This window comes from Burkholderia sp. RF2-non_BP3, assembly GCF_001522185.1.
GTDB lineage: Bacteria > Pseudomonadota > Gammaproteobacteria > Burkholderiales > Burkholderiaceae > Burkholderia > Burkholderia diffusa.
The window spans coordinates 96,903-116,639 of record NZ_LOSU01000033.1 but is presented as its reverse complement, the minus strand read 5'-3'; the positions used below and the strand labels follow the sequence as shown (position 1 = coordinate 116,639).

The 19,737-nt window shown below is 69.2% G+C and carries 23 protein-coding genes; 9 read left to right on the top strand and 14 right to left on the bottom strand.

All coding sequences use genetic code 11. The features are described from left to right. Positions 1-264 precede the first annotated feature (264 nt). Both WS45_RS16840 and WS45_RS35060 read right to left on the bottom strand, forming a co-directional pair. Positions 265-630 (bottom strand): DUF3022 domain-containing protein, encoded by a 366-nt coding sequence (locus tag WS45_RS16840; RefSeq protein WP_059700811.1) that lies wholly within the window; start codon positions 628-630, stop codon positions 265-267. Positions 631-721: 91 nt separating this feature from the next. Further along, a complete protein-coding gene (locus WS45_RS35060) occupies positions 722-1,135 on the bottom strand; it encodes a hypothetical protein (protein WP_059700810.1) in 414 nt (137 codons plus the stop codon). A 141-nt stretch (positions 1,136-1,276) separates the two neighbouring features. On the opposite strand from WS45_RS35060, the gene WS45_RS16830 reads away from it, so the two are divergent. Together WS45_RS16830 and WS45_RS16825 are read left to right on the top strand one after the other, a co-directional pair. After that, the gene (locus tag WS45_RS16830; protein ID WP_059536961.1) at positions 1,277-1,633 is read left to right on the top strand and encodes a DUF3175 domain-containing protein; all 357 of its coding nucleotides are present in this window, start codon (positions 1,277-1,279) and stop codon (positions 1,631-1,633) included. A gap of 45 nt (positions 1,634-1,678) precedes the next feature. Further along, positions 1,679-3,001 carry a cation:proton antiporter gene (locus WS45_RS16825; RefSeq protein WP_059692908.1) on the top strand — a complete coding sequence of 441 codons (1,323 nt, stop codon included), beginning with the start codon at positions 1,679-1,681 and terminating at the stop codon, positions 2,999-3,001. 14 nt (positions 3,002-3,015) lie between these two features. On the opposite strand, the gene ligD is transcribed toward WS45_RS16825, so the two are convergent. The 10 genes from ligD to WS45_RS16780 all read right to left on the bottom strand — a co-directional run bounded on the left by ligD (position 3,016) and on the right by WS45_RS16780 (position 11,131). Next, complete coding sequence (gene ligD / locus WS45_RS16820; protein WP_059700809.1) at positions 3,016-5,829, bottom strand: DNA ligase D; 2,814 nt, start codon at positions 5,827-5,829, stop codon at positions 3,016-3,018. A 24-nt stretch (positions 5,830-5,853) separates the two neighbouring features. Next, complete coding sequence (gene ku / locus WS45_RS16815) at positions 5,854-6,879, bottom strand: non-homologous end joining protein Ku (RefSeq protein WP_059536974.1); 1,026 nt, start codon at positions 6,877-6,879, stop codon at positions 5,854-5,856. Between the two features lie 273 nt (positions 6,880-7,152). After that, positions 7,153-7,539: a DUF3022 domain-containing protein gene (locus tag WS45_RS16810; protein ID WP_059536979.1), complete on the bottom strand. Its 387-nt coding sequence runs from the start codon at positions 7,537-7,539 to the stop codon at positions 7,153-7,155. Continuing rightward, a complete protein-coding gene (locus WS45_RS33650; protein WP_081052496.1) occupies positions 7,536-7,697 on the bottom strand; it encodes a DUF1328 domain-containing protein in 162 nt (53 codons plus the stop codon). Before WS45_RS33650 ends, WS45_RS16810 begins: the two co-directional genes overlap by 4 nt. 53 nt (positions 7,698-7,750) lie before the next feature. After that, the gene (locus WS45_RS16805) at positions 7,751-7,939 is read right to left on the bottom strand and encodes a DUF3008 family protein (RefSeq protein ID WP_059536983.1); all 189 of its coding nucleotides are present in this window, start codon (positions 7,937-7,939) and stop codon (positions 7,751-7,753) included. Positions 7,940-8,009: 70 nt separating this feature from the next. Beyond that, positions 8,010-9,443: an RNA polymerase factor sigma-54 gene (locus WS45_RS16800; protein WP_059536986.1), complete on the bottom strand. Its 1,434-nt coding sequence runs from the start codon at positions 9,441-9,443 to the stop codon at positions 8,010-8,012. 238 nt (positions 9,444-9,681) lie between these two features. Next, positions 9,682-9,993, bottom strand: coding sequence for a hypothetical protein (locus tag WS45_RS16795; RefSeq protein WP_059536989.1), 312 nt, complete (start codon positions 9,991-9,993; stop codon positions 9,682-9,684). A gap of 49 nt (positions 9,994-10,042) precedes the next feature. After that, entirely contained in the window at positions 10,043-10,354 is a 312-nt protein-coding gene (locus WS45_RS16790) for a hypothetical protein (RefSeq protein ID WP_059536992.1), read from the bottom strand. After that, positions 10,351-10,620: a hypothetical protein gene (locus tag WS45_RS16785; protein ID WP_082721946.1), complete on the bottom strand. Its 270-nt coding sequence runs from the start codon at positions 10,618-10,620 to the stop codon at positions 10,351-10,353. Before WS45_RS16785 ends, WS45_RS16790 begins: the two co-directional genes overlap by 4 nt. 208 nt (positions 10,621-10,828) lie before the next feature. Then, positions 10,829-11,131 (bottom strand): hypothetical protein, encoded by a 303-nt coding sequence (locus WS45_RS16780; RefSeq protein WP_059537426.1) that lies wholly within the window; start codon positions 11,129-11,131, stop codon positions 10,829-10,831. Positions 11,132-11,285: 154 nt separating this feature from the next. On the opposite strand from WS45_RS16780, the gene WS45_RS16775 reads away from it, so the two are divergent. The 5 genes from WS45_RS16775 to WS45_RS16755 all read left to right on the top strand — a co-directional run bounded on the left by WS45_RS16775 (position 11,286) and on the right by WS45_RS16755 (position 15,046). Continuing rightward, positions 11,286-11,540: a hypothetical protein gene (locus WS45_RS16775; RefSeq protein WP_059700807.1), complete on the top strand. Its 255-nt coding sequence runs from the start codon at positions 11,286-11,288 to the stop codon at positions 11,538-11,540. Positions 11,541-11,628: 88 nt separating this feature from the next. Next, positions 11,629-12,060, top strand: a complete 432-nt coding sequence (locus WS45_RS16770; RefSeq protein WP_059537001.1) for a CBS domain-containing protein — start codon at positions 11,629-11,631, stop codon at positions 12,058-12,060. 91 nt (positions 12,061-12,151) lie between these two features. Then, positions 12,152-12,634 carry a PRC-barrel domain-containing protein gene (locus WS45_RS16765; protein ID WP_059537005.1) on the top strand — a complete coding sequence of 161 codons (483 nt, stop codon included), beginning with the start codon at positions 12,152-12,154 and terminating at the stop codon, positions 12,632-12,634. A 282-nt stretch (positions 12,635-12,916) separates the two neighbouring features. Continuing rightward, the gene (locus tag WS45_RS16760) at positions 12,917-14,212 is read left to right on the top strand and encodes an MFS transporter (RefSeq protein WP_059537009.1); all 1,296 of its coding nucleotides are present in this window, start codon (positions 12,917-12,919) and stop codon (positions 14,210-14,212) included. Between the two features lie 51 nt (positions 14,213-14,263). Further along, entirely contained in the window at positions 14,264-15,046 is a 783-nt protein-coding gene (locus tag WS45_RS16755; RefSeq protein ID WP_059537012.1) for a substrate-binding domain-containing protein, read from the top strand. Between the two features lie 24 nt (positions 15,047-15,070). Here the strand turns inward: WS45_RS16755 and dctA are convergent, their stop codons facing one another. Both dctA and WS45_RS16745 read right to left on the bottom strand, forming a co-directional pair. Beyond that, entirely contained in the window at positions 15,071-16,393 is a 1,323-nt protein-coding gene (gene dctA, locus WS45_RS16750; RefSeq protein ID WP_059700806.1) for a C4-dicarboxylate transporter DctA, read from the bottom strand. A gap of 43 nt (positions 16,394-16,436) precedes the next feature. Then, on the bottom strand, positions 16,437-17,360 hold the full coding sequence (locus WS45_RS16745) for a LysR family transcriptional regulator (RefSeq protein ID WP_059700805.1): 924 nt from the start codon (positions 17,358-17,360) through the stop codon (positions 16,437-16,439). A gap of 410 nt (positions 17,361-17,770) precedes the next feature. Here WS45_RS16745 and WS45_RS16740 point away from each other — a divergent pair, with 410 nt between their 5' ends. Further along, complete coding sequence (locus WS45_RS16740) at positions 17,771-18,418, top strand: UdgX family uracil-DNA binding protein (protein ID WP_059700804.1); 648 nt, start codon at positions 17,771-17,773, stop codon at positions 18,416-18,418. Next, positions 18,415-19,722 (top strand): NRAMP family divalent metal transporter, encoded by a 1,308-nt coding sequence (locus WS45_RS16735; RefSeq protein ID WP_059537027.1) that lies wholly within the window; start codon positions 18,415-18,417, stop codon positions 19,720-19,722. The genes WS45_RS16740 and WS45_RS16735 overlap by 4 nt, the downstream gene beginning before the upstream one ends. Positions 19,723-19,737 lie beyond the last annotated feature (15 nt).

The following is a 19,737-nucleotide window of genomic DNA, read 5'->3' as shown; positions in this document are numbered from 1 at the left end:
GATGTTGCGGCACCCGTCGTGCCATGCCCGTCGCGCAGCAATTTGCGTGCCGCGCGCACGATCGCGTCGGTGGGGCGCGACCCGCAATCGCCGGGCGGCCTCACGCACGCGCGCCGCCATATGACGCGTGCGAGCCGGCGTCACGCCGCGCCGCGCGGCCTCTGCAACGATTTCAACGGGATGTAACGCGACTGCCGGCGACTGCCGCCCGGCGCCGTCATGCAAGGCCGCGCCCGTGCGCGGGTCGCTATCGGCCCGACACGCTCACTGCAAGTGACGCGCCGCATCGAGCATCGCGTCGGTCAGCTCGACCGTCAGCGTCAGGTCGTCGGTAACGTCGGGCAGCGTGTCGAGCGTGGCCTGCACGGCATCGTGCAGCATCGCGTGCACGCGCATCCGCGCGCCGTCGTCGAGATCCGCATAGCGCTCCATCGTGTCGCAGTCGAGTGCGAGCACCACGGCGTGCCGCGCGGTATCGGGCGGCGCATCGGACGCCAGCGCCCAGGCCGCATGAAACGTGATCCTGCCGGTCTCGACGTCGAGATGCACCGTCGTATCGAGATCGTCGGTATCGACCGCGTCGGTGTCCAGTTCGTCGTGGTCGATCGAGATCCGTGAATTCGATTGCATGATGTCCTCCTGCGTGGTGGCGGTGTGCCGGCCCCGTGGCCGACGCCCGCCATCGCACCGCGCCGGTCGCGCCGGCGCGACACCGTGATCGTCAATAGCCGCTGGAACCCGCGCCGCCCGTACCGCCTGCGCCGCCGCCCGCGCCCGTCGCGCCCGCCCCCGCGCTGCCGCCGCCATTGGAGCCGCCCGTGCTGCCGCTGCCGCCGGTGCCGGCGCCGCTCGGGCCGCCCGGCTTGGTGCGCACATGCGGGCGCGCGTGCGAACGCATGGCGCGCGGCTCCTGCATGCGGGTCGCGGGCGGCGGTGCAGCCGTATTGCCGTTCGACATGCCGTCGCCGGCGCCTTGTGCCGATGTGTCCGGCGGCGACAGGATCGGCGCGCCGGTGCCCTCGTCGGAACGCTGCGAATTCTGTGCCCACGCGGCCGGTGCGGCCGCGACGAGTGCGACGGCCGCGCACGCAAGGATCCGGCGCGCGCCGGATTTCGATTCGAATACTGACTTCATGGAACGTTCTCCCTCAATGGAATGGCTGTCGTGGAATTTCCTGCATCCCTGGTTCAGCAAGGCACGTGCCGTCGGCGACGCGCGGCACGCGATTTGCGCGTTCCACGACCAGCCCATCCCGATCCCGTACGGAGCCCTGTCATGCCTTCAGCTTCCGCTTCCCATCCGCACGGCAAACGCGTGACGCGCCGCCCCGGCCGCGCGCGCAGCAACGATCCGCATCATCGCAAGCGCTGGTCCGCCGACGTCATGAAAAAGAGCGATGCGCTGGACATCGAACCCGCGATCTTCAAGTCCGATGACCCGGGCGAGATCGCGGCGTCGCTCAAGCGCTCGGCCGAACACAGCCGCCGCCGCAAGGCGCCGCCGTTCCAGTCGGCGATGTCGATGCTCAACTTCTATCTGAACCGCGCGGGCCGCAACCTGCCGAAAACACGCCGCGCGACGCTCGAACGCGCGAAGCGGAAACTGCGCGAGGCGTTCGGACGCAAGCCGTGACGCCCCCCGCCCGCTCCTCCGTATCGACCTGCTCTGCCTGCACGCATGCATGAAACGCTGTGGTATCTGATCGTCGGCGCGGTGCTGATGGGCATGGGCGTCGCGACATCGGCGCTGCGTCACCTGCCCTGCAGCAGCGCGATGATCTATCTCGCGCTCGGCGTCGCGCTCGGCCCGTCCGGCGCCGGCCTCCTGCATCTCGACATCGAACGCGACGCGTCGCTGTTGCGCGAGATCGTCGAGGTCGCGCTGCTGGTGTCGCTGTTCGCGATCGGGCTGCGGCTGCGCGTGCCGCTGTCCGACCCGTTGTGGCTCGTGCCCTGCCGGCTCGGCCTGCTCGCGATGAGCGTCACCGTGCCGCTGCTCGCCGGCTGCGCGGTGCTGACGCTCGGGCTCGGCTGGGGCCCCGCGCTGCTGCTCGCGGCGATCCTCGCGCCGACCGACCCGGTGCTCGCGCACGACGTGCAGGTGCACGATCCCGGCGACCGCGACCTGGTGCGCTTCGCGCTGTCCGGCGAAGGCGGGCTGAACGACGGCATCGCGCTGCCGTTCGCGCTCGCGGGCCTCGCGCTGTGCGGCGCGGCCGACACGCCGCACGCGCGGCCGGCGCTGACGGGCGCATTCGCGCTGGCCGCGCTGTGGGGCATCGCGGGCGCGGCCGCGATCGGCGGCGTGCTCGGCGCGGCCGCCACCAAGGCGATCGGCTGGCTGCGCACCCGCCACGCGCAGGCGCTCGGCTTCGAAGGCTTCTTCGCGCTCGCGCTGATCGTGCTGTCGTTCGGCGCCGCGCAGCTCGCGAATACGTTCGGCTTCATCGCGACGTTCGCCGCGGGCGTCGCGATGCGCCGCGTCGAGCATCGCGCGAGCGGCGACCGGCGCCCGCGCGAAGTGATCGGCCGGATCGATTCGGAAGACGTGGTCGCGACCGAGAAGCATCCGGAGAAGGTGCACGCGTTCATGACCGAATCGGTGCTGGACTTCACGATCGAGCTCGAACGGATCGCCGAGGCGCTCATCATGACGATGATCGGCAGCGTGCTCACGACGCTGTCGGCGCCGCTCATGACGTGGGGCGCTATCGCGCTCGCCCTCGTGCTGTTCGTGGCCGTGCGGCCGCTCGCCGTGCTGCTGTCGCTGACCGGCTCGCACGCGACCCACGCGCAGCGGCGGCTGATGGCGTGGTTCGGGATACGCGGAATCGGCTCGTTCTATTACCTGCTGTTCGCGCTCGAACACGGGCCGTCCAGCGCGGTGCGCCCGCTGGCGGCGCCGGTGCTGGCCGTCGTGTCGGCATCGGTGATCGCGCACGGCATCTCCGCGACGCCGCTGATGGACTGGTATTACCGCCTGCAGCAGCGCCGGCGCTGACCGCGCCGGCGACGTCACGACCCATCGAGCCGCGCGCGCATCTGCGCGGAGATGCGCTGCCGCGTCTCGTCGTAGCCTTCCCACGGATCGCGCGCGAGCCGGTCGAGCCGTTCGTGCAGCGTGTCGATCGTCCATTGCGCGCCGCCCGTCGTATCGGGCACCTCGTCCCAGCGCAGCGGCACCGACACGCCCATCCCGGGCCGCGCACGCGCCGAGTACGCCGCGATCGTGCTCGCACCGCGGCCGTTGCGCAGGTAATCGATGAAGATCTTGCCGCGACGATGACGCGGGCCCATCGTCGCGGTGAAACGGTCGGGCAGCGCGCTCGCGACGTGTTGCGCGACGGCGCGCGAGAAGTCCTTCACGTCGTCCCATCCGAGGTGCCGCGTGATCGGCACGACCACATGCAGCCCCTTGCCGCCGCTCGTCTTGCAGAACGACGCGAGCCCCAGCTCGTCGAGCAGCCCGCGCACGAGTTGCGCGGCCTCGATCATCGCGCTCCACGGCAGCGCGGGATCAGGATCGAGGTCGAACACGATCCGGTCGGGCCGCTCGATGTTCGACGCGTGCGCGTTCCACGTATGCAGTTCGATCGTGCCCATCTGCGCGGCACCGAGCAGCGCGTCGACGCTGTCGAGCGACAGCAGCGGACCGTGTCCCGGATCGAGCCCGGCATGTTGCGTGACGAACGGAATCTCGCGGCGTTCCGCGTGCTTCTGGAAGAACAGCTCGCCGGCGATGTCGCCGGGCGCGCGCACGAGCGACACGGGTCGCCCCTTCAGGTCCGGCAACAGCCACGGCGCGACCCATTGCCAGTAATGCGCGAGATCGATCTTGCGCGTGCCGCTTTGCGAGTCGAGCACGCGGTCGGGATGGGTGATGCGCACGCGGCCGAGCTGATCCGGGCCGGCATCGTTGCCGGCCGTGCGGGTGGATGACCGTGAACGCGCGTGGTGTTCGCGGCCATTCGCTTCATGAGCCGCGTGCGACGCGTGCTTGCGGGGATGTTTGTCGTCGTGCGTGGTTCGCTGTCGATCCATCGTCATCTCCGTTTCCGCATTTTCCGTCTGTTTCGGCACTTCGCGGACGATCTGCGTGGCCGGCTTGTCTTCGCGCAGCGCGATGAACGCGGCCTGCCGCACGATGCCGTCGCCGGTCCACTCCGCGAATTCGCATTCGGCGACGAGCGTCGGTTCGATCCAGTGCACGCGCGTGCGCGAGCGTTCGCGCGGCGGCGGATCGAACGGCGGCGTGTCGCGCTCGTGCTTGCGCAGGATCGCGGCAAGCCGGTCGAGCATGCGTGCGTCGAAGCCGGTTCCGACCCGGCCGACATAGCGCAGCGGTGTCGGCCCGCGTCGCCGCTTGCCGGCCGGCGCCGGTTCGTGCACGCCGAGCAGCAGCGCGCCGAAGCCGTGGCGGCTGCCCGACGGCTCGGTATAGCCGCCGATCACGAACTCCTGCCGGCGTCGGCATTTGAGCTTGATCCACGCAGGCGAACGTCCGGCCCGGTAGCGCGAGTCCGCGCGCTTGCCGATCAGCCCTTCCAGGCCCGTATCGCATGCGCTTGAGATCAGCGACGCGACGTCGTCGCCGAGATCGGGCGAAAAGCGCAGTCGCGCGGGGTCGCTGTCGGCCAGCAGCGGTTCGAGCAGCCCGCGGCGTGCGGTGAGCGGCGCGTCGCGCAGGTCGTAACCGTCAAGGAAGGGCAAATCGAATACGAACAGCGTGACCGCATCCGAGCGCCCCGCGCCGAGGGCGTTCTGCAGCGCCTGGAAATCGGGGAGGCCGTGCGCGCCGAGCACGACGGCCTCGCCGTCGAGCCATGCGTCGTCGACGTCGAGCGCGGCGAGCGCATCGCGTTGCGCGCGCAGCTTCGCGGTCCAGTCGCGGCCTTCGCGCGTCATCAGCTTCACATGCCGGCGTGTGCCTTTGCCCGCGATACGCGCGAGGATCCGGTAGCCGTCGAACTTCAGTTCGTAGCGCCAGTCGCTTTGCGCGGGCGGGCCGTCGACCAGCGTCGCGAGTTGCGGCGCGACGCGCTCCGGCAACGGCGCGCGCACCGCGCCTTCGATCCCGGAGGGATCGGCCGGCGGGCGTTTACGCTCGTCGTGTTCGTCGTGCCGCGCGCCACGTGCATCGCGTTTCGCGGCCTTGTCGCCGCGGCCGCGCGGCGTCCGGCGCGCATGCTTCGCGCCGTCGGCCGAATCCGCGCGCGCCGCAGACGCCGCGCCATCATGCACACTCCCCGGCCGCTCGCCGACGACGTCGAATTCGTCCGCGTCGCGCGCGTCGTCGTCGCGCTCCTTGATCAGCAGCCACTGCTCCTGTCGCCCCTGCTGGCGCCCGCTGCGCACGAGCGCCCAGCCGCCGTGGAGCTTTTCGCCGTCGAGCCGGAACGTGAGCTTGCCCGCGCGATAGCCGTCGCGTGCCTGCGCGAGGCCGCCGTCCGGCGTCCACGTGCCTTCGTCCCATACGACGACCGACCCCGCGCCGTAATGCCCGGCCGGAATCTCGCCTTCGAACGACGCATATTCGAGCGGATGATCCTCGACATGCACGGCAAGACGCTTCACCGACGGATCGAAGCTCGGCCCCTTCGGCACGGCCCACGACTTCAGCGTGCCGTCGAGTTCGAGCCTGAAATCGTAGTGCAAGCGCCGCGCATGATGCTCCTGGATCACGAAGCGCAGCGGATGGCCGGCGCGCGCGCGCGTGCGCCGGGAAGGTGTCGCATCCGCCTTCGCACGCCGACGCCCGTGCGCGCCTTCCGGTTCCGGCGTCGCGCCGAAGTGGCGTTTGCGGCGATAGGGATCGAGCTTGCCGGGCATCGCATCACCTCGCTTCGCGCGGCGTCATGCGGCGTGCTTGCGGCGCGCGGTGGCTTTCTTCACCGCATGCTCGCCGTGCGCGGCACGTTTCGCGGCCGGCCGTTTCGCCGCCGCGGTTTTCGTGGCCGCGCCCTTCACCGCGGTTTTCGAAGCCGGTTTGTGGCGCCCGCCGCCGCGCGACGACGAAGATGCCCCTTCCGTATTCGCGTCCTCGTCGTCACCCGCATCGCGCAAATCCGCCGCACGCGCCCCGCCGCCGCCCTTCAGGCTGCGCTTCAGCAACTCGGTGAGGTCGACCACGTTGGTCGCCGCGCGGCTCGTCTGCGCCGGCCGTTCCTCGATCTCCTCGATCTTGCCCGCGCGTACCTTGCGCTCGACCAGCTCGAGGATGTCGTCGCGGAACGTGTCGTGATACTCGTCGGGCGTCCACTTGCCGGCCATGTCGTCGATCAGCTTCTTCGCCATGGCGAGCTCGCGCGCGGTCACGCCCGCGCCCTTTGCGTCGTCGGCCGGCACCGACAGTTCGTCGAGCGGCCGCAACTCCTCCTGCCAGCGCAGCGTGTCGAGCGCGAGCAGCGGCCCGACCGGAATCAGCGCGCCGAGATGCTGTCGGTCGCGCATCACGACCAGCGCGATGCCGATCTTGCCGCTGTCCTTCAATGCATCGCGCAGCAGCGCATAGACCTTCTCGCCCTTGCGGTCCGGCACGAGGTAGTACGGCGTGTCGAGATAGAGGAAGGACACGGCGTCCTCGTCGACGAAGGTCAGGATGTCGACGGTCTGCGTCGATTCGGGGTTCGCCGCGCGGATTTCGTCGTCGGTCAGCACGACGTAGCGTTCCTTCTCGTACTCGTAACCGCGCACGATGTCCTCGCGCGTGACTTCCTTGCCGGTGCGCTTGTTGATCTGCCGGTAGCCGACCGGATCCATCGAGCGCTTGTCGAGCAGCCGGAACGACGGCTTCACGGTGCGCGTCGCGGGAAACAGCTGCACGGGCACGTGAACGAGCCCGAAGCTGATCGCGCCTTTCCAGATCATCCGCGGTGCCATGCCTGTCCTCCTTGCCGCTCGCACGCCCGCCCGGCGAACCCGCTTCCCCGTGCGACGTTCCGCGAGGCGGCGCGATTGCGCGCCGTCGGGTTGCGGTCGATTGCCGGATCGGGGAGATTCGTCATGCGCGCATCCTCGCATCGGTTCGGTGATGGACGGCGGCGTGCGTGGCCGTGTCGCGGCGCACACGCAGCCGTCACGGGAAACGGACGCGCCGCGCGGCGCGTGCCGCGGCGGCCCGCTACGGTGTCGCGACGGGCGGCTGCCGCGCCGTCAGGGCGCGCGCAGCGCGCGATCCAGTTCGTCGCGCGTCACGTCGAGCGCGACGCTGCATTCGATCTCGGCGTCCTCGACGCGCGGCTTCTGTTCGTCCACCGCGCGCCGCGCCATGTCGCACACATGCGTCCGGACGCGCAACCGGTCGGCCGTACCGAGCGATGCATAGCGCGTGAGCACGTCGGGATCGAAACGCAGGTCGACCGCGCAGCGCCATTGACGTGCGTCGTCATCGGACGGCACGCGCACCCACGACACCTGGATCGTCAGCCGCCCCGACGCGTCGTCCGCATGCACGACGACCGTCGATTGCGACGGAAAGCCGTTCGCGAGCGCATGTTCGAGTTCCGCGATGCGCTGCGAACGGTCGGGGGCGATCGTCATCGGCGCACGACTCCCAGCAGCAGCGTGACCAGGAAGATCACGACGAAGATGTAGAACAGGATCTTCGCGATCTCGGCCGCGCCGGCCGCGATGCCGCCGAAGCCGAACAAGGCGGCCACGAGCGCGATGATGAAGAAGATGATGGCGTATCGAAGCATGAATGCCTCCTGCAGTCCTGAATAACGAATCGTCGACGCGTGTCGCCGCACGATCAAGAATCGTGCTTGTGCCGGGGTTTGCCGTGCGCCGGCGTCGAAGCCATTTTTTCGAGTTCCTTCTCGCTCATCGACTTGGCCATCGACTTCGCAGGCGGCTTCAGGTCCTTCATCTTCGTGTCACCGCGTTTGGCCGACAAGGCGGCCCCCGCGGCGCGCTGCTGGGCCTGGGACTTGGCTGGCATGGCTGTTCTCCTCTCGGTGATGCGCGCGGGCACCGCGGGTCGCGGGCCGCGCGCGGTTCGGACGGTATCGTCACGCGGCGTCGCGCCGGCGCAGTTCAGCGGGCGGAATCTTCATCGCCTGGCGATACTTGGTCACCGTGCGACGCGCAAGAAGGATGCCGCGCCCCGCGAGATTCTGCGCGAGCGCGACGTCCGACAGCGGATCGGTATGGCGCTCGGCCGCGATCATGTCGCGGATCAGCACCTTCGCGGCCGACGCCGAGCACACGCCCTTGCCCGCCGCTTCCAGCTTGCGCGGGAAGAAATGCTTGAACTCGAACGTGCCGTGCGGCGTGGCCATGTATTTGTTGCCCGTCGCGCGCGACACGGTCGATTCGTGCAGGTCGAGTTCCTCGGCGATGTCGCGCAGCACGAGCGGCTTCATCGCGATCTCGCCGTAGCGGAAGAAATCGCGCTGCCGCGCGACGATGCATTCGCCGACGCGCTGGATCGTGTCGAAGCGCTTCTGTACGTTGCGGATCAGCCAGCGCGCTTCCTGCAACTGCTGGCCGAGCGGCGAATCGCGCTCGCCGCTCGACTGCGCGAACAAGGTCGCGTAGCGCTCGTGCAAGCGCGCGCGCGGCAGCACGGCCGGATTGATCGTCACGATCCATTCGTCGCGCACCTGGCGCACGATCACGTCGGGTATCACGTAGTCGCCGCGCGTGCTGCCGTAGTGATTGCCGGGACGCGGATCGAGCGTGCGCACCAGCGCGCACGCGGCCTGCATCGTCGGCTGGCTGCAGCCCAGGCGTCGCTGGATTTCCGCCGTCTCGCGCCGCGCGAGCCGTTCGAGGTGCTCGCGCGCGATCGCCTTCGCCTCCGCGAGCGCCGGCGTACCGGCCGGAATCGCGTCGAGTTGCAGCACCAGGCATTCGGACACCGAACGCGCGGCGATGCCGGGACGGTCCAGCATCTGCACGAGCCGCAGCGCGACCGCGAGATCCTGTTCCGACAGCAGCAGCGCCGGATCGGCCGCGACCAGCAGCTCGGCCAGCTCCTGACGCAGGTAGCCGTCCTCGTCGAGCGCATCGATCACGATGCGCGCGGCCTCGCGGTCGCGCTTGTTCAGCGGATAAAGGCGCAGTGCATCGTGCAATTGCTGGTGCAGCGACGGCTCGGCCGCCATCCACTCGCCGGGCGACAGGTCGCTCGCATCGTCGGCCTGACGGCTCGTGCCGCGCGGCGCCGGAGCGGCCGTATACGACACCTCGCCGTCAGGCGGACGCACGTCCTCGCGCTCGGGCGGCGGCTCGGGCGGCGCGGCTTCGGCGGTGGGTTCGGGCGCGTCGGCAGCGGCTTCGTCGTCGCCCTGGCCATCTTCGAGAAACGGATTCGAGTCGAGCGCCTGCCGCAATTCCTGCTGGAATTCGAGCGAAGACAACTGCAGCAGGCGAAGCGACTGCTGAAGCCTCGGCGTGAGTGCCAGATGCTGTCGCATCTGGAGCGCAAGCGTGACGGACATCGATGCCCTCCTGACGGTGTGCGGAATTGCGTTCACACGCATTCACGCAGCTTCCATGCCAAGGCGGCGAAGCACCGTCCGGCGCGGCTCTCGCGGGTTCGCACCCCGCCCGCGGCGGCTCCGGGTGCCGACTTTTTTACAAGCGCCGGCAAGTTAGGGGCACGGAATTCGCGCCGGGCGGACGCACCGGCAGCGCGCCGGCTTATCCGCGTGCGGCCGCCGCGCGCCGTTCCGTGCGTCAGTACTGCATCGGCGGCGGCGTGCCCGGCATCGTCCGGTCGCCCTGCACACCGTTCGGCCCCGGCGGCGGCACGTCGGCCGGCTCACCGCCCGCCGCGCCCGCCGGCAGCGTGTTGTACGGCGACGGACGCGTGTCGTAGCGCGTATTCGCGTCCGGCATCGTCGTGGTCGGAGACGCACCATGGCCGTCCGGCGGCGCCGGCGGCGCGCCGTGCGCGCCGTAGGGGCCCTGCGGTTGCGTGCATGCGCCCAGCGCGCACGCGGCGGCGAACGCACAGGCGCCGATACGCATCGTCTGGATCGGTTTCATCGGAATCCTCCGTTGAGTCGGCGGCAGGGGCCGGCCGTGGCGACACGGCTCAGAGCCGGTTGAAATGGAAATCGCCGGCATACGCGGTGGGCGCGCGGCGCGCCATCATCATGTCGAATTCGGCGGCGACACGGGCCAGCGCGCCGCGTTGCCGCTCGGTACCGGCCTGCTCGAGCGCCGTGAATGCATCGGCGTCGAAGGTGACGGTCAGCGACGCCGGATGGCCATCGACACGAAAGCCGAAATGCAGTGCGCCGGCCGGCTGCTCCTCGACATGGAACGGCATCGCGCGCGCCTCGAAATGGCGGCCGAGCGTCTCGGCCACGTCGCGCAGCATGCCGGGTTTCACGCGAATGCTCATCGTGCCCCCTCCTTGAATCGGGTGAACGCCACCGGCGGCACGCCCGTCGGCGGCGCATGGATCGGCGGCTCCCGCGTCGGCGGCTCGCGTTCCGGTGGCGGCCGCTCCGGCGGATCGCCTTCCGGATCGTGATACGGCTCGGGCGTGCCGGGCGGCAGGTCGTCCGGCGGGGGCGGTTCGGGGTCGGGCTCGACGTCGGGAATCACCGGCTCGGGCCGATGCAGCGACTGAGCGGGATTTCGGACGACATCTCGGTTCATGGGCATTCGTTCGTTGTGCTGTCGTGACGGCATCGGATTGCGGCACGTTCGCCGCTCGATGCGCTACGCACTCGGTGGCCGCAAGCCGCGTGCCGGTCATTCGTGCCGCATTTCGCTTGTCGACGCGCCGACCCGCAAGCGGACATGCAACCCACCGCGCGGCGCGACGTGCATTCGCTACACCACGCGCTGCAATTCTTTCAAGGCCATCGCGTTACCCGTCGTACGCGGCCATCACGAGCCACAACTCGTGGTCGTCGTCGCGCACCCGCGCGGCGAGCGCATACGAATCGGCCGGCTCGCACGCGCGCTGCAGCGCGAAGCGCGCCGGCTCGGTCGAGCCGAAGGTCTCGTCGAGCGGCCGCACGTCGGCCTTGCCTTCGAACATGCGGCGATCGGGCCGGTAAATCAGCGGCTCCTGTTTCCATGTGATGAAGTGGCTCTTCACCGACTCGAACCCTCCGCCGCAGACGTTGACTTCATAGCGCACTCCCGGCCGCCGTTTCGGAATCGTCATCGTGCCCTCCCGTTCGATGTGCGTGTGCATGCGGCGCGTGGCGCCGCGTGTCGTCGTCGTTGCTACCGACATGGCAAGTCGCGTGCCGCCGCCATGCAGCGGGCACGGCCGTTGCGCGATGAGCGCCTCGACGTCACCGACACGGAGGCATGCCATGAAGGATTCGACCCGTTCCGGCCGCGACGCGCCGACGCACGAACCGCATCCCGATCCGTCGTCGCCGCTGAAGGACCAGGACCACACGAAAACGCGCCACTCCGAGCGGCATATCGACAAGCAGCTGGAGGACACGTTCCCCGCGAGCGATCCGCCGGCGACCGGCGGCGTCACGCGCATCGAGCCCGACACGCCGCCGGGCACGCACGACGACGGCCCGTGGCAGGACCCGGCCAAGCGCCGCGACGAATGACCGTCGGCGATTCGACGAACACGCGTGCCGAACGGCACGCCGCTTGCTGACTCGTACGGCCCGGACTCAAACCTGCAAGGAGGACTTCATGCATCGCGTCAACGAAATCATGTCGCAGGACGTCGTGCGCATCGCGCCGACCGACTCGATCCGTCATGCGGCGCAACTGATGGAGCGCTACGACATCGGCGCGCTGCCCGTGTGCGACAACAACCGGCTGATCGGCATGGTCACGGACCGCGACCTCGCGGTGCGCGCGATCTCGGCCGGCAAGCCGCCGGAGACGCGGATCCACGAAGTTGCGTCGGGCCCGATCGAATGGTGTTTCGAGGACGATTCGCTGGACGAGATCCAGCATTACATGGCCGACGCGCAACTGCGCCGCCTGCCCGTCGTCGATCACGACAAGCGCCTCGTCGGCATGCTGTCGCTCGCGGACATCGCGACACGCACTGCCGGCCCCGCGCGCGACGACGTCGCGAACACGCTCGAAGGCGTGTCGCAACCGAAGCGTACGTGACGGGGCGATCCTCGCCCCGCCCGACAACCCCGCGCGACCCGCAGGGCCCATCCCGGGCACGGTCGCGCTCCACGCAACCAGGAGGACAACCATGCAGACTTCCGATCGAGGACAGACGCGCATCATCGGCAAGGGCGCCGCGACGGCGGCCGGCCCGGGCCCCGACGTGATGGCGGCGGACACGCTGGAAGGCGACAAGGTCTACACGACCGACGGCGACGACGTCGGCAAGATCAAGGACATCATGCTCGACGTGCGCTCGGGCCGCGTCGCGTACGCCGTGCTGTCGAGCGGCGGCGTGCTCGGCATCGGCGACAAGCTGCTCGCGATCCCGTGGAGCGCGCTCACGCTCGATACCGAACGCAAGTGTTTCCTGCTGTCGGTGTCGTCGGAGCGGATCCGCAACGCGCCGGGCTTCGACAAGGATCACTGGCCGGCGATGGCCGACCCGCAATGGGCCGAGCCGCTGCACGAGTTCTACGGCAGCGCGCCGTACTGGAGCGCGGGCGACGAGCTCGGGCTCACCGATCCGACCGAGGAACTGAACGATCCTCGCACGCGCGGGCGGCACTGACCGCTCGTGATTCGCCGGTGGTTCAGGCGACGGGCCCCGCGAATGCGGGGCTTTTTTTGGGCTTTTTGACGGATCCCGGAGCCAGCCCGATCCACCGAGGCTGGCCTCGCCGGCCGCCGGCCGTGCATGCGTCCGGCGCGCCGCGCCGCCCGATTGATAACCATACAACATCAATCCTTCCAAAAATCGCACTTATCGTTTGTCCGTCTCCGGGCGAATATTGCCGAAACGACAATCGACCGCTCCCCGGCGCATGCTTCCCGATTTCCTGGAGACACCCTGATGCACCCCTCGCCCAGCCTTCCGACCGCACGGTCGAAGGCCGCCGCGGTATTCCGCGTGACGGCCGGCAACTTCCTCGAGCAGTTCGACTTCTTCCTGTTCGGCTTCTACGCAACCCAGATCTCCGCCGTATTCTTTCCCGCCGCGAGCGAGTTCGCGTCGCTGATGATGACCTTCGCCGTCTTCGGCGCCGGCTTCCTGATGCGACCGCTGGGCGCGATCGTGCTGGGTGCGTACATCGACGACGTGGGCCGCCGCAAGGGCCTGATCGTCACGCTGGCGATCATGGCGAGCGGCACGATCCTGATCGCGTTCGTGCCGGGCTACGCGACGATCGGCCTGCTCGCGCCCGTGCTCGTGCTGGTCGGGCGCCTGCTGCAGGGCTTCTCGGCGGGCGCCGAGCTCGGCGGCGTGTCGGTCTATCTCGCCGAGATGGCCACGCCCGGCCGCAAGGGCTTCTACACGAGCTGGCAGTCCGCCAGCCAGCAGGTCGCGATCGTCGTCGCGGCCGGCCTCGGCTTCGCGCTCAATCAATGGCTGAGCACGTCGGCCATCGCCTCGTGGGGCTGGCGCGTGCCGTTCTTCGTCGGCTGCATGATCGTGCCGTTCATCTTCATGCTGCGCCGCAACCTCGAGGAAACGCAGGCGTTCAAGGCCCGCAAGCATCGTCCGGGCATGAAGGAAGTGTTCGGGACGCTGGCGCGGAACTGGGGCGTCGTGATCGCCGGCATGATGCTGGTCGCGATGACCACCACGAGCTTCTACCTCATCACGGTCTACGCGCCGACCTTCGGCAAGACGGTCCTGCACCTGAGCACGGCCGACAGCCTGCTCGTCACGCTGTGCGTCGGCGTGTCGAACTTCGTGTGGCTGCCGATCGGCGGCGCCCTGTCCGATCGCATCGGCCGCCGGCCGCTGCTCGTCGGCATGACGCTGCTCGCGATCGCCACCGCGTACCCGGCGCTGTCCCTGCTCGCCCATGCGCCGTCGTTCGTCAACATGCTGCTCGTGCTTCTGTGGCTGTCGTTCATGTACGGGATCTACAACGGTGCGATGGTCGTCGCCCTGACGGAAGTGATGCCCGTCGAGGTGCGCGTGGCGGGTTTCTCGCTCGCCTACAGCCTCGCCACGGCCGTGTTCGGCGGCTTTACGCCGGCCATCTCGACGGCGCTCATTCACATGACCGGCGACAAGGCCGCGCCCGGCTACTGGATGAGCCTCGCCGCGGTGTGCGCGCTGCTCGCGACGTTCGCCCTGTATCGCCGGCAGACGGCCACGCTGACGCCGGCGCACTGAAGCCTCACGCCGAACGACCCGTCCCGACTCCACACGTCCAAGACCACGACCATGAAGAACCTGCTCCTGAAACTCTGCGCGACCGCGCTCGTCGCCACCTCGGCGGTCGCCGCGAACGTGCAGGCCGCCGACCTGCACGTGATGAGCTCGGGCGGCTTCACCGCCGCCTACAAGCTGCTCGGCCCGCAGTTCGCGTCCCGCTCGGGCAACACGCTCGAAACCGCGCTCGGCCCGTCGATGGGCAAGTCGCCTGAAGCGATTCCGAACCGGCTCGCGCGCGGCGAACCGGCGGACGTCGTGATCATGGTCGGCTATGCGCTCGACGATCTGATCAAGCAAGGCAAGGTCATCGCCGGATCGCGCGTCGAGCTGGCCGATTCGCGCATCGGCATGGTCGTGCGCGACGGCGCGGCAAAACCCGACATCAGCACGGCCGAAGGCCTCAAGCAGGTTCTGCTGCATGCGAAGTCGATCGCCTACTCCGACAGCGCGAGCGGCGTCTACATCGAGCGCGAGTTGTTCAAAAAGCTCGGCATCGAGGACCAGGTGAAATCGAAGGCGGCCATGATCCCGCGGATCCCGGTCGCATCCGTGGTCGCGAACGGCGACTACGACATCGGCTTTCAGCAGGTGAGCGAACTGCTGCCCGTGAAGGGCGCGACCTTCGTCGGGAAGATTCCCGAATCGCTGCAGTCGGTCACGCGCTTCGCGGCCGGCATCCCCGTCGGCGCGCAGCACCCGCAGGAAGCGAAGGCGCTTCTCGACTATCTCGCATCGCCCGACGTGCAGGCCGAAGTGAAATCGACCGGGCTGGATTCCGTCTCCGCACACTGAGCACGACCGACGGGAAGGTGCGCGTCAGACCGCCTTCCCGTCGGGCCCGGCGCCGGCCTCCGCGTCATCGGCGCCATTCGGGCCAGCCGGTCCGGTCCCGTTCAGCATCCGCGCGAGACGCGCGCGATCGCACGCCCCTTCCCGCATCGAAACGAAGATCACCGCGCACGCGTTGCTGATCACGCTCGTCAGCGCACGCGCCTCGGACATGAAGCGATCGATGCCGACCAGAAGCGCGACGCCGGCAACCGGCAGGTCGGGCATCACGGCGAGCGTCGCGACGAGCGCGACGAGCCCGCTGCCGGACACGCCGGCCGCACCCTTCGACGTCAGCAGCATGACGGCCAGCATCGCGGCGATCTGCGGCGCGGAAAGCGGCACATCGCACGCCTGGGCGATGAACAACGCGGCGAGCGTCAGATAGATCGCGGTGCCGTCCAGGTTGAACGAGTAACCGGCCGGCAGCACGAGCCCCACGACGCCCTTGTCGCAACCGAGCGACTCCAGCTTGACGATCAGCCGCGGCAATACCGGCTCCGTCGACGAAGTCGCGAGGACGATCAGCAACTCCTCGCGGATGTAGCGCAACAGCCGCCACAACGCGAAACCGTGCAATCGCGCGAGCGGCGCCAGCACCAGCGCGACGAACAGCGCGCAGGCCACGTAGAACGACGCCATCAGCCACGCGAGCGAGCCGACCGAGCCGATGCCGAAGCGCCCCACCGTGAAGGCCATCGCGCCGAATGCGCCGAGCGGGGCGAGCCGCATGATCATCGCGAGCACGCGAAACACGATCTGCGCGACGCCGTCGATCAGCGCCAGCACGGGCCGCCCGGCCTGCGGATACGCGTTCAGCGAAAAACCGAACAGCAGCGACAGCAGCAGCACGGGCAGCACCTCGCCCTGCTGGAACGCGCCGAGCATCGTATCCGGGATCACGCTCAGCGCGAACGCGACGAGGCCGCGCGGTTGCGCATGCTGCGCGTATTGCGCCAGGACGCTCGCGTCGAGATGGCGCACGTCGACGTGCATGCCGGCGCCGGGCCGCAGCACGAACGCCGTGACGAGCCCGAATACGAGCGCGGCGGCGGTCAGCAGATAGAACAGCACCAGCGCGCGGACGATCGTGCGTCCGATGGCCTGCCCGTTCGCCAGCGACGTGATGCCGGAGACGATCGTGCAGAACACGATCGGCGCGATCATCATCCGCACGAGAGCGACGAATGCATCGCTGAGCGGTTTGAGCGCCGCGCCGGCCGACGGCCAGAAGTGGCCGACGCTCACGCCGAGCGCCATCGCCAGCAGAACCTGCACGTAAAGCGAACGAAGCGGTCTTGCCAGCCTCATGCTGCGGTCTTCCTCGATGTTCCGGTCGTATTCGTCACGAGCATTACTTCGATGCATCGCTGCGCGTCGCACCGCCGCGCCTGGCGTCGATGACCGCGCGGTGAAACTCCTCCGCGGCGGGCGTCAGCGGGCGTCCGCGCCGTTTCACGATGCCCACCCGGCGCTTGACCGAAGGTTCGACGAGGGGCACGCTCGTGAGCAGCGGATGGTCGTGTCCGGGCATCGCCATCGACGGCACCGCGGCGACGCCGAGCCCCGCTTCGACCAGCCCGAGCATGGTCGTCACGTGGCGCGTCTCGCACACGCTCGGCGCGCGCGGCGCGACGCTCGTCAGTGCCTGGTCGAGCAACAGGCGGTTGCCGGACGTCTTGTCCACGGACACGTACTCGTATTCGTAAAGCTCGTTCCAGGTCACGCGCTTCTTGCGCGCGAGCGGATGATCGCGCCGGCACGCGGCAACGAATCGCTCCTGCAGCAGCAGCTTGAACTCGACCTCGGACTCCTGGCTGCCCATGAAGCTCACGCCGAAATCGGCCTCGCCGCTGATGACGGCGCTCAGCACCTCGTTCGCGCTCGCATCCAGCAGCTTGACCCTGATGCGCGGAAAGCGGCGATGATAGCTGGCGATCACGTTCGGCAGGAAATAGTAGGCCACCGACGGCACGCACGCGATCGTCACGTGACCGAGGCGGCTCGACGAAACGTCGCGGATGCCGAGCAGCGCCGCGTCGAGATCGTCCAGCAGTTGCTCGGCGCTCGGCGCGAACACGCGGCCGACCGTCGTCAGCGTGACGCTGCGCGTCGTGCGCTCGAACAGACGCACGCCGAGCGCTTCCTCCAGTTTGTCGATCCGGCGACTCAACGCGGGCTGCGAAATGCTGATCGCCTCGGCGGCCTTGCGGAAGCTTCCCAGCTCCACCACCGCGCGAAACGCCTGCAAGTCGGTCAAATCGAAGTTGATTCCCACGGGTCCGGTCTCCGCATCTCGAATGCCGCGTATTGTGCACGATTCGGAGAAGCACACCCAGCCGGGACATGCCCGACCGCGACACTCCGGGCGCGCCGTCATGCCGCGTGCGGCGGGCGAATGCGCGCGGCAGGCCGATGCCCGATACCGTTTTACAAGCGCCGTGTAAGGCCCGTGATCGGCCACACTCGATCGCCCGTGGCGGCTTTCGCCTGTAGCCGGATGCCGTCCCGACGCAAACTGTGCCCGCATGTCGACTGCATGCGGCATGCCGGTTGCTGCGCACATTGCACAGCATCGATATGGGAGCCGCCGATGTTCCGACTCGCCCGGATCTTCCCCCCGCTTGTCGTCCGCCGTCGCGCGCACGTCGACGCGCGCGCGGCGCAGATGGGTACAGGAAGCACCCCATGACGCGCCGCGCCCCCGCGAAGCGCGCGTCGGTTTCGATCGCCGCCGACAACGATGCGCCGGCCACGCTCGACGCCTGCCGCCGCTGCGGACTGTGGGAACACGCGACGCAGCCGGTGCCCGGCGCGGGGCCTGCCGATGCGCGCATCATGCTGGTCGGCGAGCAGCCGGGCGACCAGGAAGACCGCGCGGGCATCCCGTTCGTCGGCGCGGCGGGCCGCATGCTCGACCGCGCGCTCGACGAGGCCGGGATCGAGCGCACGTCCGTCTATCTGACCAACGCGGTCAAGCATTTCAAATGGGAGCCGCGCGGCAAACGACGGCTGCACAAGACGCCCGCGCAACGCGAGGTCGCCGCGTGCCGCTACTGGCTCGAACGCGAACTCGATGCGATGCGCCCGCGCGTGGTCGTCGCGCTCGGCGCGACGGCGCTGCGCGCGGTACTGCAGGACAACGAAGCAACGCTCGAGCGCACGCGCAAGCCGGTGCGCTCGCCCGACGGCTGTCTCGTCGTCGCGACCTATCACCCGTCCTACGTGCTGCGCACGCGCGGCGCCGATTCGCGCGAGCACGCATACCGGACGCTCGTGGACGCGCTGCGCACTGCGGCGCGCCTCGCGCGCGGCGCACCGGGAGACGCCGAATGAGCGACCTGCGCGGCGACGACGCGGTGCGCGACCCCGCGAGCGCCGCATCCCCCGCCCGGCCGTGGTACCGACGGCTCGGCCCCGGCCTGCTCGCGGGCGCGTCCGACGCCGATCCGAGCAACGTCGCCGTCTATGCGCAGGCCGGCAGCCAGTTCGGCTTCCACATGCTGTGGATGACCGTGATCACGCTGCCGATGATGGTGGCCGTACAGCTCGCGTCGGCATTCATCGGGCGCGCCAACCGCGAAGGCCTCGTGGCGGCCATCCGCGAGCAGTTCTCCAGCCGCCTCGCCAAGGCCCTGATCGTGACGGTCGTGATCGTCAACGTCGTGAACGTCGGCGCCGACCTCGCCGCGATGGGCGACGCGACCGCGCTCGTCGTCGGCGGCCGCAGCTACTGGTATGCGCCCGTCTACGGCATCGCGTCGCTCGCGCTGCAGGTCCTGCTGTCCTACGAACGCTACGCACGCTGGCTCAAATGGATGACGCTCGGCCTGCTCGCGTACGTGCTCGAACTCGGCTTCGTGCACATCGACTGGCGCAGCCTGCTGCAGGCGATCGTGCTGCCGCACATCGCGTTCACGCACGACTATGCGACGACGGCGGTCGCGGTGCTCGGCACGACGCTGAGCCCGTACCTGTTCGTGTGGCAGGCCGCGCTCGAAGTCGAGGAAACCCAGGCCGAGCGCCGCAACGGCGACACCGCATGCGCGCCCGGCGCGCGCCGCGAGACCGAGCGTCGCATCACGTTCGACACCTGGACCGGCATGATCGTGACCAACGCGGTGTCGTTCTGCATCATGGTGATCGGCGCGGCCGTGTTCTTCACGAACGGCAGGCATGACATCGGCTCCACCGCGCAGGCTGCCGAGGCGCTGCGCCCGATCGCCGGCGAAGCGGCGTTCGTCGTGTTCGCGTTCGGCATCGTCGGCTGCGGGCTGCTCGCGATTCCCGCGTTCGCGGGCAGCGCCGCGTACGGCTGCGCGGAGGCGTGGCGCTTTCGGGAAGGCCTGAACGAGCCGGTGCGGCGCGCGCCGGCATTCTATGCGGTGCTGGCGGCTTGCGTGCTCGTCGGCATCGCGATCTGTTTCAGTCCCGTCGATCCGATCAAGGCGCTTTACTGGAGCGCAGTGCTCAACGGCGTCGCGGCGGTGCCGATGCTGGTGCTCGTGATGCTGTTGTCGCGGCGACGCGATGCGGCCGGCCAGCCGGGCAGCGGCATCGCGTCGAAGGCGTTCGGGTGGCTGGCGGTCGTGCTGATGGCGGGGTCGGTAGTCGTGATGGTCGTGGACATGCTGACCTGACCGGAACCGTGGTGT

Bases quoted from the DNA above. Each gene is read 5' to 3' on its own strand.
- WS45_RS16840 (WP_059700811.1), bottom strand. From the start codon at position 630: ATGCAATCGAATTCACGGATCTCGATCGACCACGACGAACTGGACACC.
- WS45_RS35060 (WP_059700810.1), bottom strand. From the start codon at position 1,135: ATGAAGTCAGTATTCGAATCGAAATCCGGCGCGCGCCGGATCCTTGCG.
- WS45_RS16830 (WP_059536961.1), top strand. From the start codon at position 1,277: ATGCCTTCAGCTTCCGCTTCCCATCCGCACGGCAAACGCGTGACGCGC.
- WS45_RS16825 (WP_059692908.1), top strand. From the start codon at position 1,679: ATGCATGAAACGCTGTGGTATCTGATCGTCGGCGCGGTGCTGATGGGC.
- ligD (WP_059700809.1), bottom strand. From the start codon at position 5,829: ATGCCCGGCAAGCTCGATCCCTATCGCCGCAAACGCCACTTCGGCGCG.
- ku (WP_059536974.1), bottom strand. From the start codon at position 6,879: ATGGCACCGCGGATGATCTGGAAAGGCGCGATCAGCTTCGGGCTCGTT.
- WS45_RS16810 (WP_059536979.1), bottom strand. From the start codon at position 7,539: ATGACGATCGCCCCCGACCGTTCGCAGCGCATCGCGGAACTCGAACAT.
- WS45_RS33650 (WP_081052496.1), bottom strand. From the start codon at position 7,697: ATGCTTCGATACGCCATCATCTTCTTCATCATCGCGCTCGTGGCCGCC.
- WS45_RS16805 (WP_059536983.1), bottom strand. From the start codon at position 7,939: ATGCCAGCCAAGTCCCAGGCCCAGCAGCGCGCCGCGGGGGCCGCCTTG.
- WS45_RS16800 (WP_059536986.1), bottom strand. From the start codon at position 9,443: ATGTCCGTCACGCTTGCGCTCCAGATGCGACAGCATCTGGCACTCACG.
- WS45_RS16795 (WP_059536989.1), bottom strand. From the start codon at position 9,993: ATGAAACCGATCCAGACGATGCGTATCGGCGCCTGTGCGTTCGCCGCC.
- WS45_RS16790 (WP_059536992.1), bottom strand. From the start codon at position 10,354: ATGAGCATTCGCGTGAAACCCGGCATGCTGCGCGACGTGGCCGAGACG.
- WS45_RS16785 (WP_082721946.1), bottom strand. From the start codon at position 10,620: ATGCCCATGAACCGAGATGTCGTCCGAAATCCCGCTCAGTCGCTGCAT.
- WS45_RS16780 (WP_059537426.1), bottom strand. From the start codon at position 11,131: ATGACGATTCCGAAACGGCGGCCGGGAGTGCGCTATGAAGTCAACGTC.
- WS45_RS16775 (WP_059700807.1), top strand. From the start codon at position 11,286: ATGAAGGATTCGACCCGTTCCGGCCGCGACGCGCCGACGCACGAACCG.
- WS45_RS16770 (WP_059537001.1), top strand. From the start codon at position 11,629: ATGCATCGCGTCAACGAAATCATGTCGCAGGACGTCGTGCGCATCGCG.
- WS45_RS16765 (WP_059537005.1), top strand. From the start codon at position 12,152: ATGCAGACTTCCGATCGAGGACAGACGCGCATCATCGGCAAGGGCGCC.
- WS45_RS16760 (WP_059537009.1), top strand. From the start codon at position 12,917: ATGCACCCCTCGCCCAGCCTTCCGACCGCACGGTCGAAGGCCGCCGCG.
- WS45_RS16755 (WP_059537012.1), top strand. From the start codon at position 14,264: ATGAAGAACCTGCTCCTGAAACTCTGCGCGACCGCGCTCGTCGCCACC.
- dctA (WP_059700806.1), bottom strand. From the start codon at position 16,393: ATGAGGCTGGCAAGACCGCTTCGTTCGCTTTACGTGCAGGTTCTGCTG.
- WS45_RS16740 (WP_059700804.1), top strand. From the start codon at position 17,771: ATGACGCGCCGCGCCCCCGCGAAGCGCGCGTCGGTTTCGATCGCCGCC.
- WS45_RS16735 (WP_059537027.1), top strand. From the start codon at position 18,415: ATGAGCGACCTGCGCGGCGACGACGCGGTGCGCGACCCCGCGAGCGCC.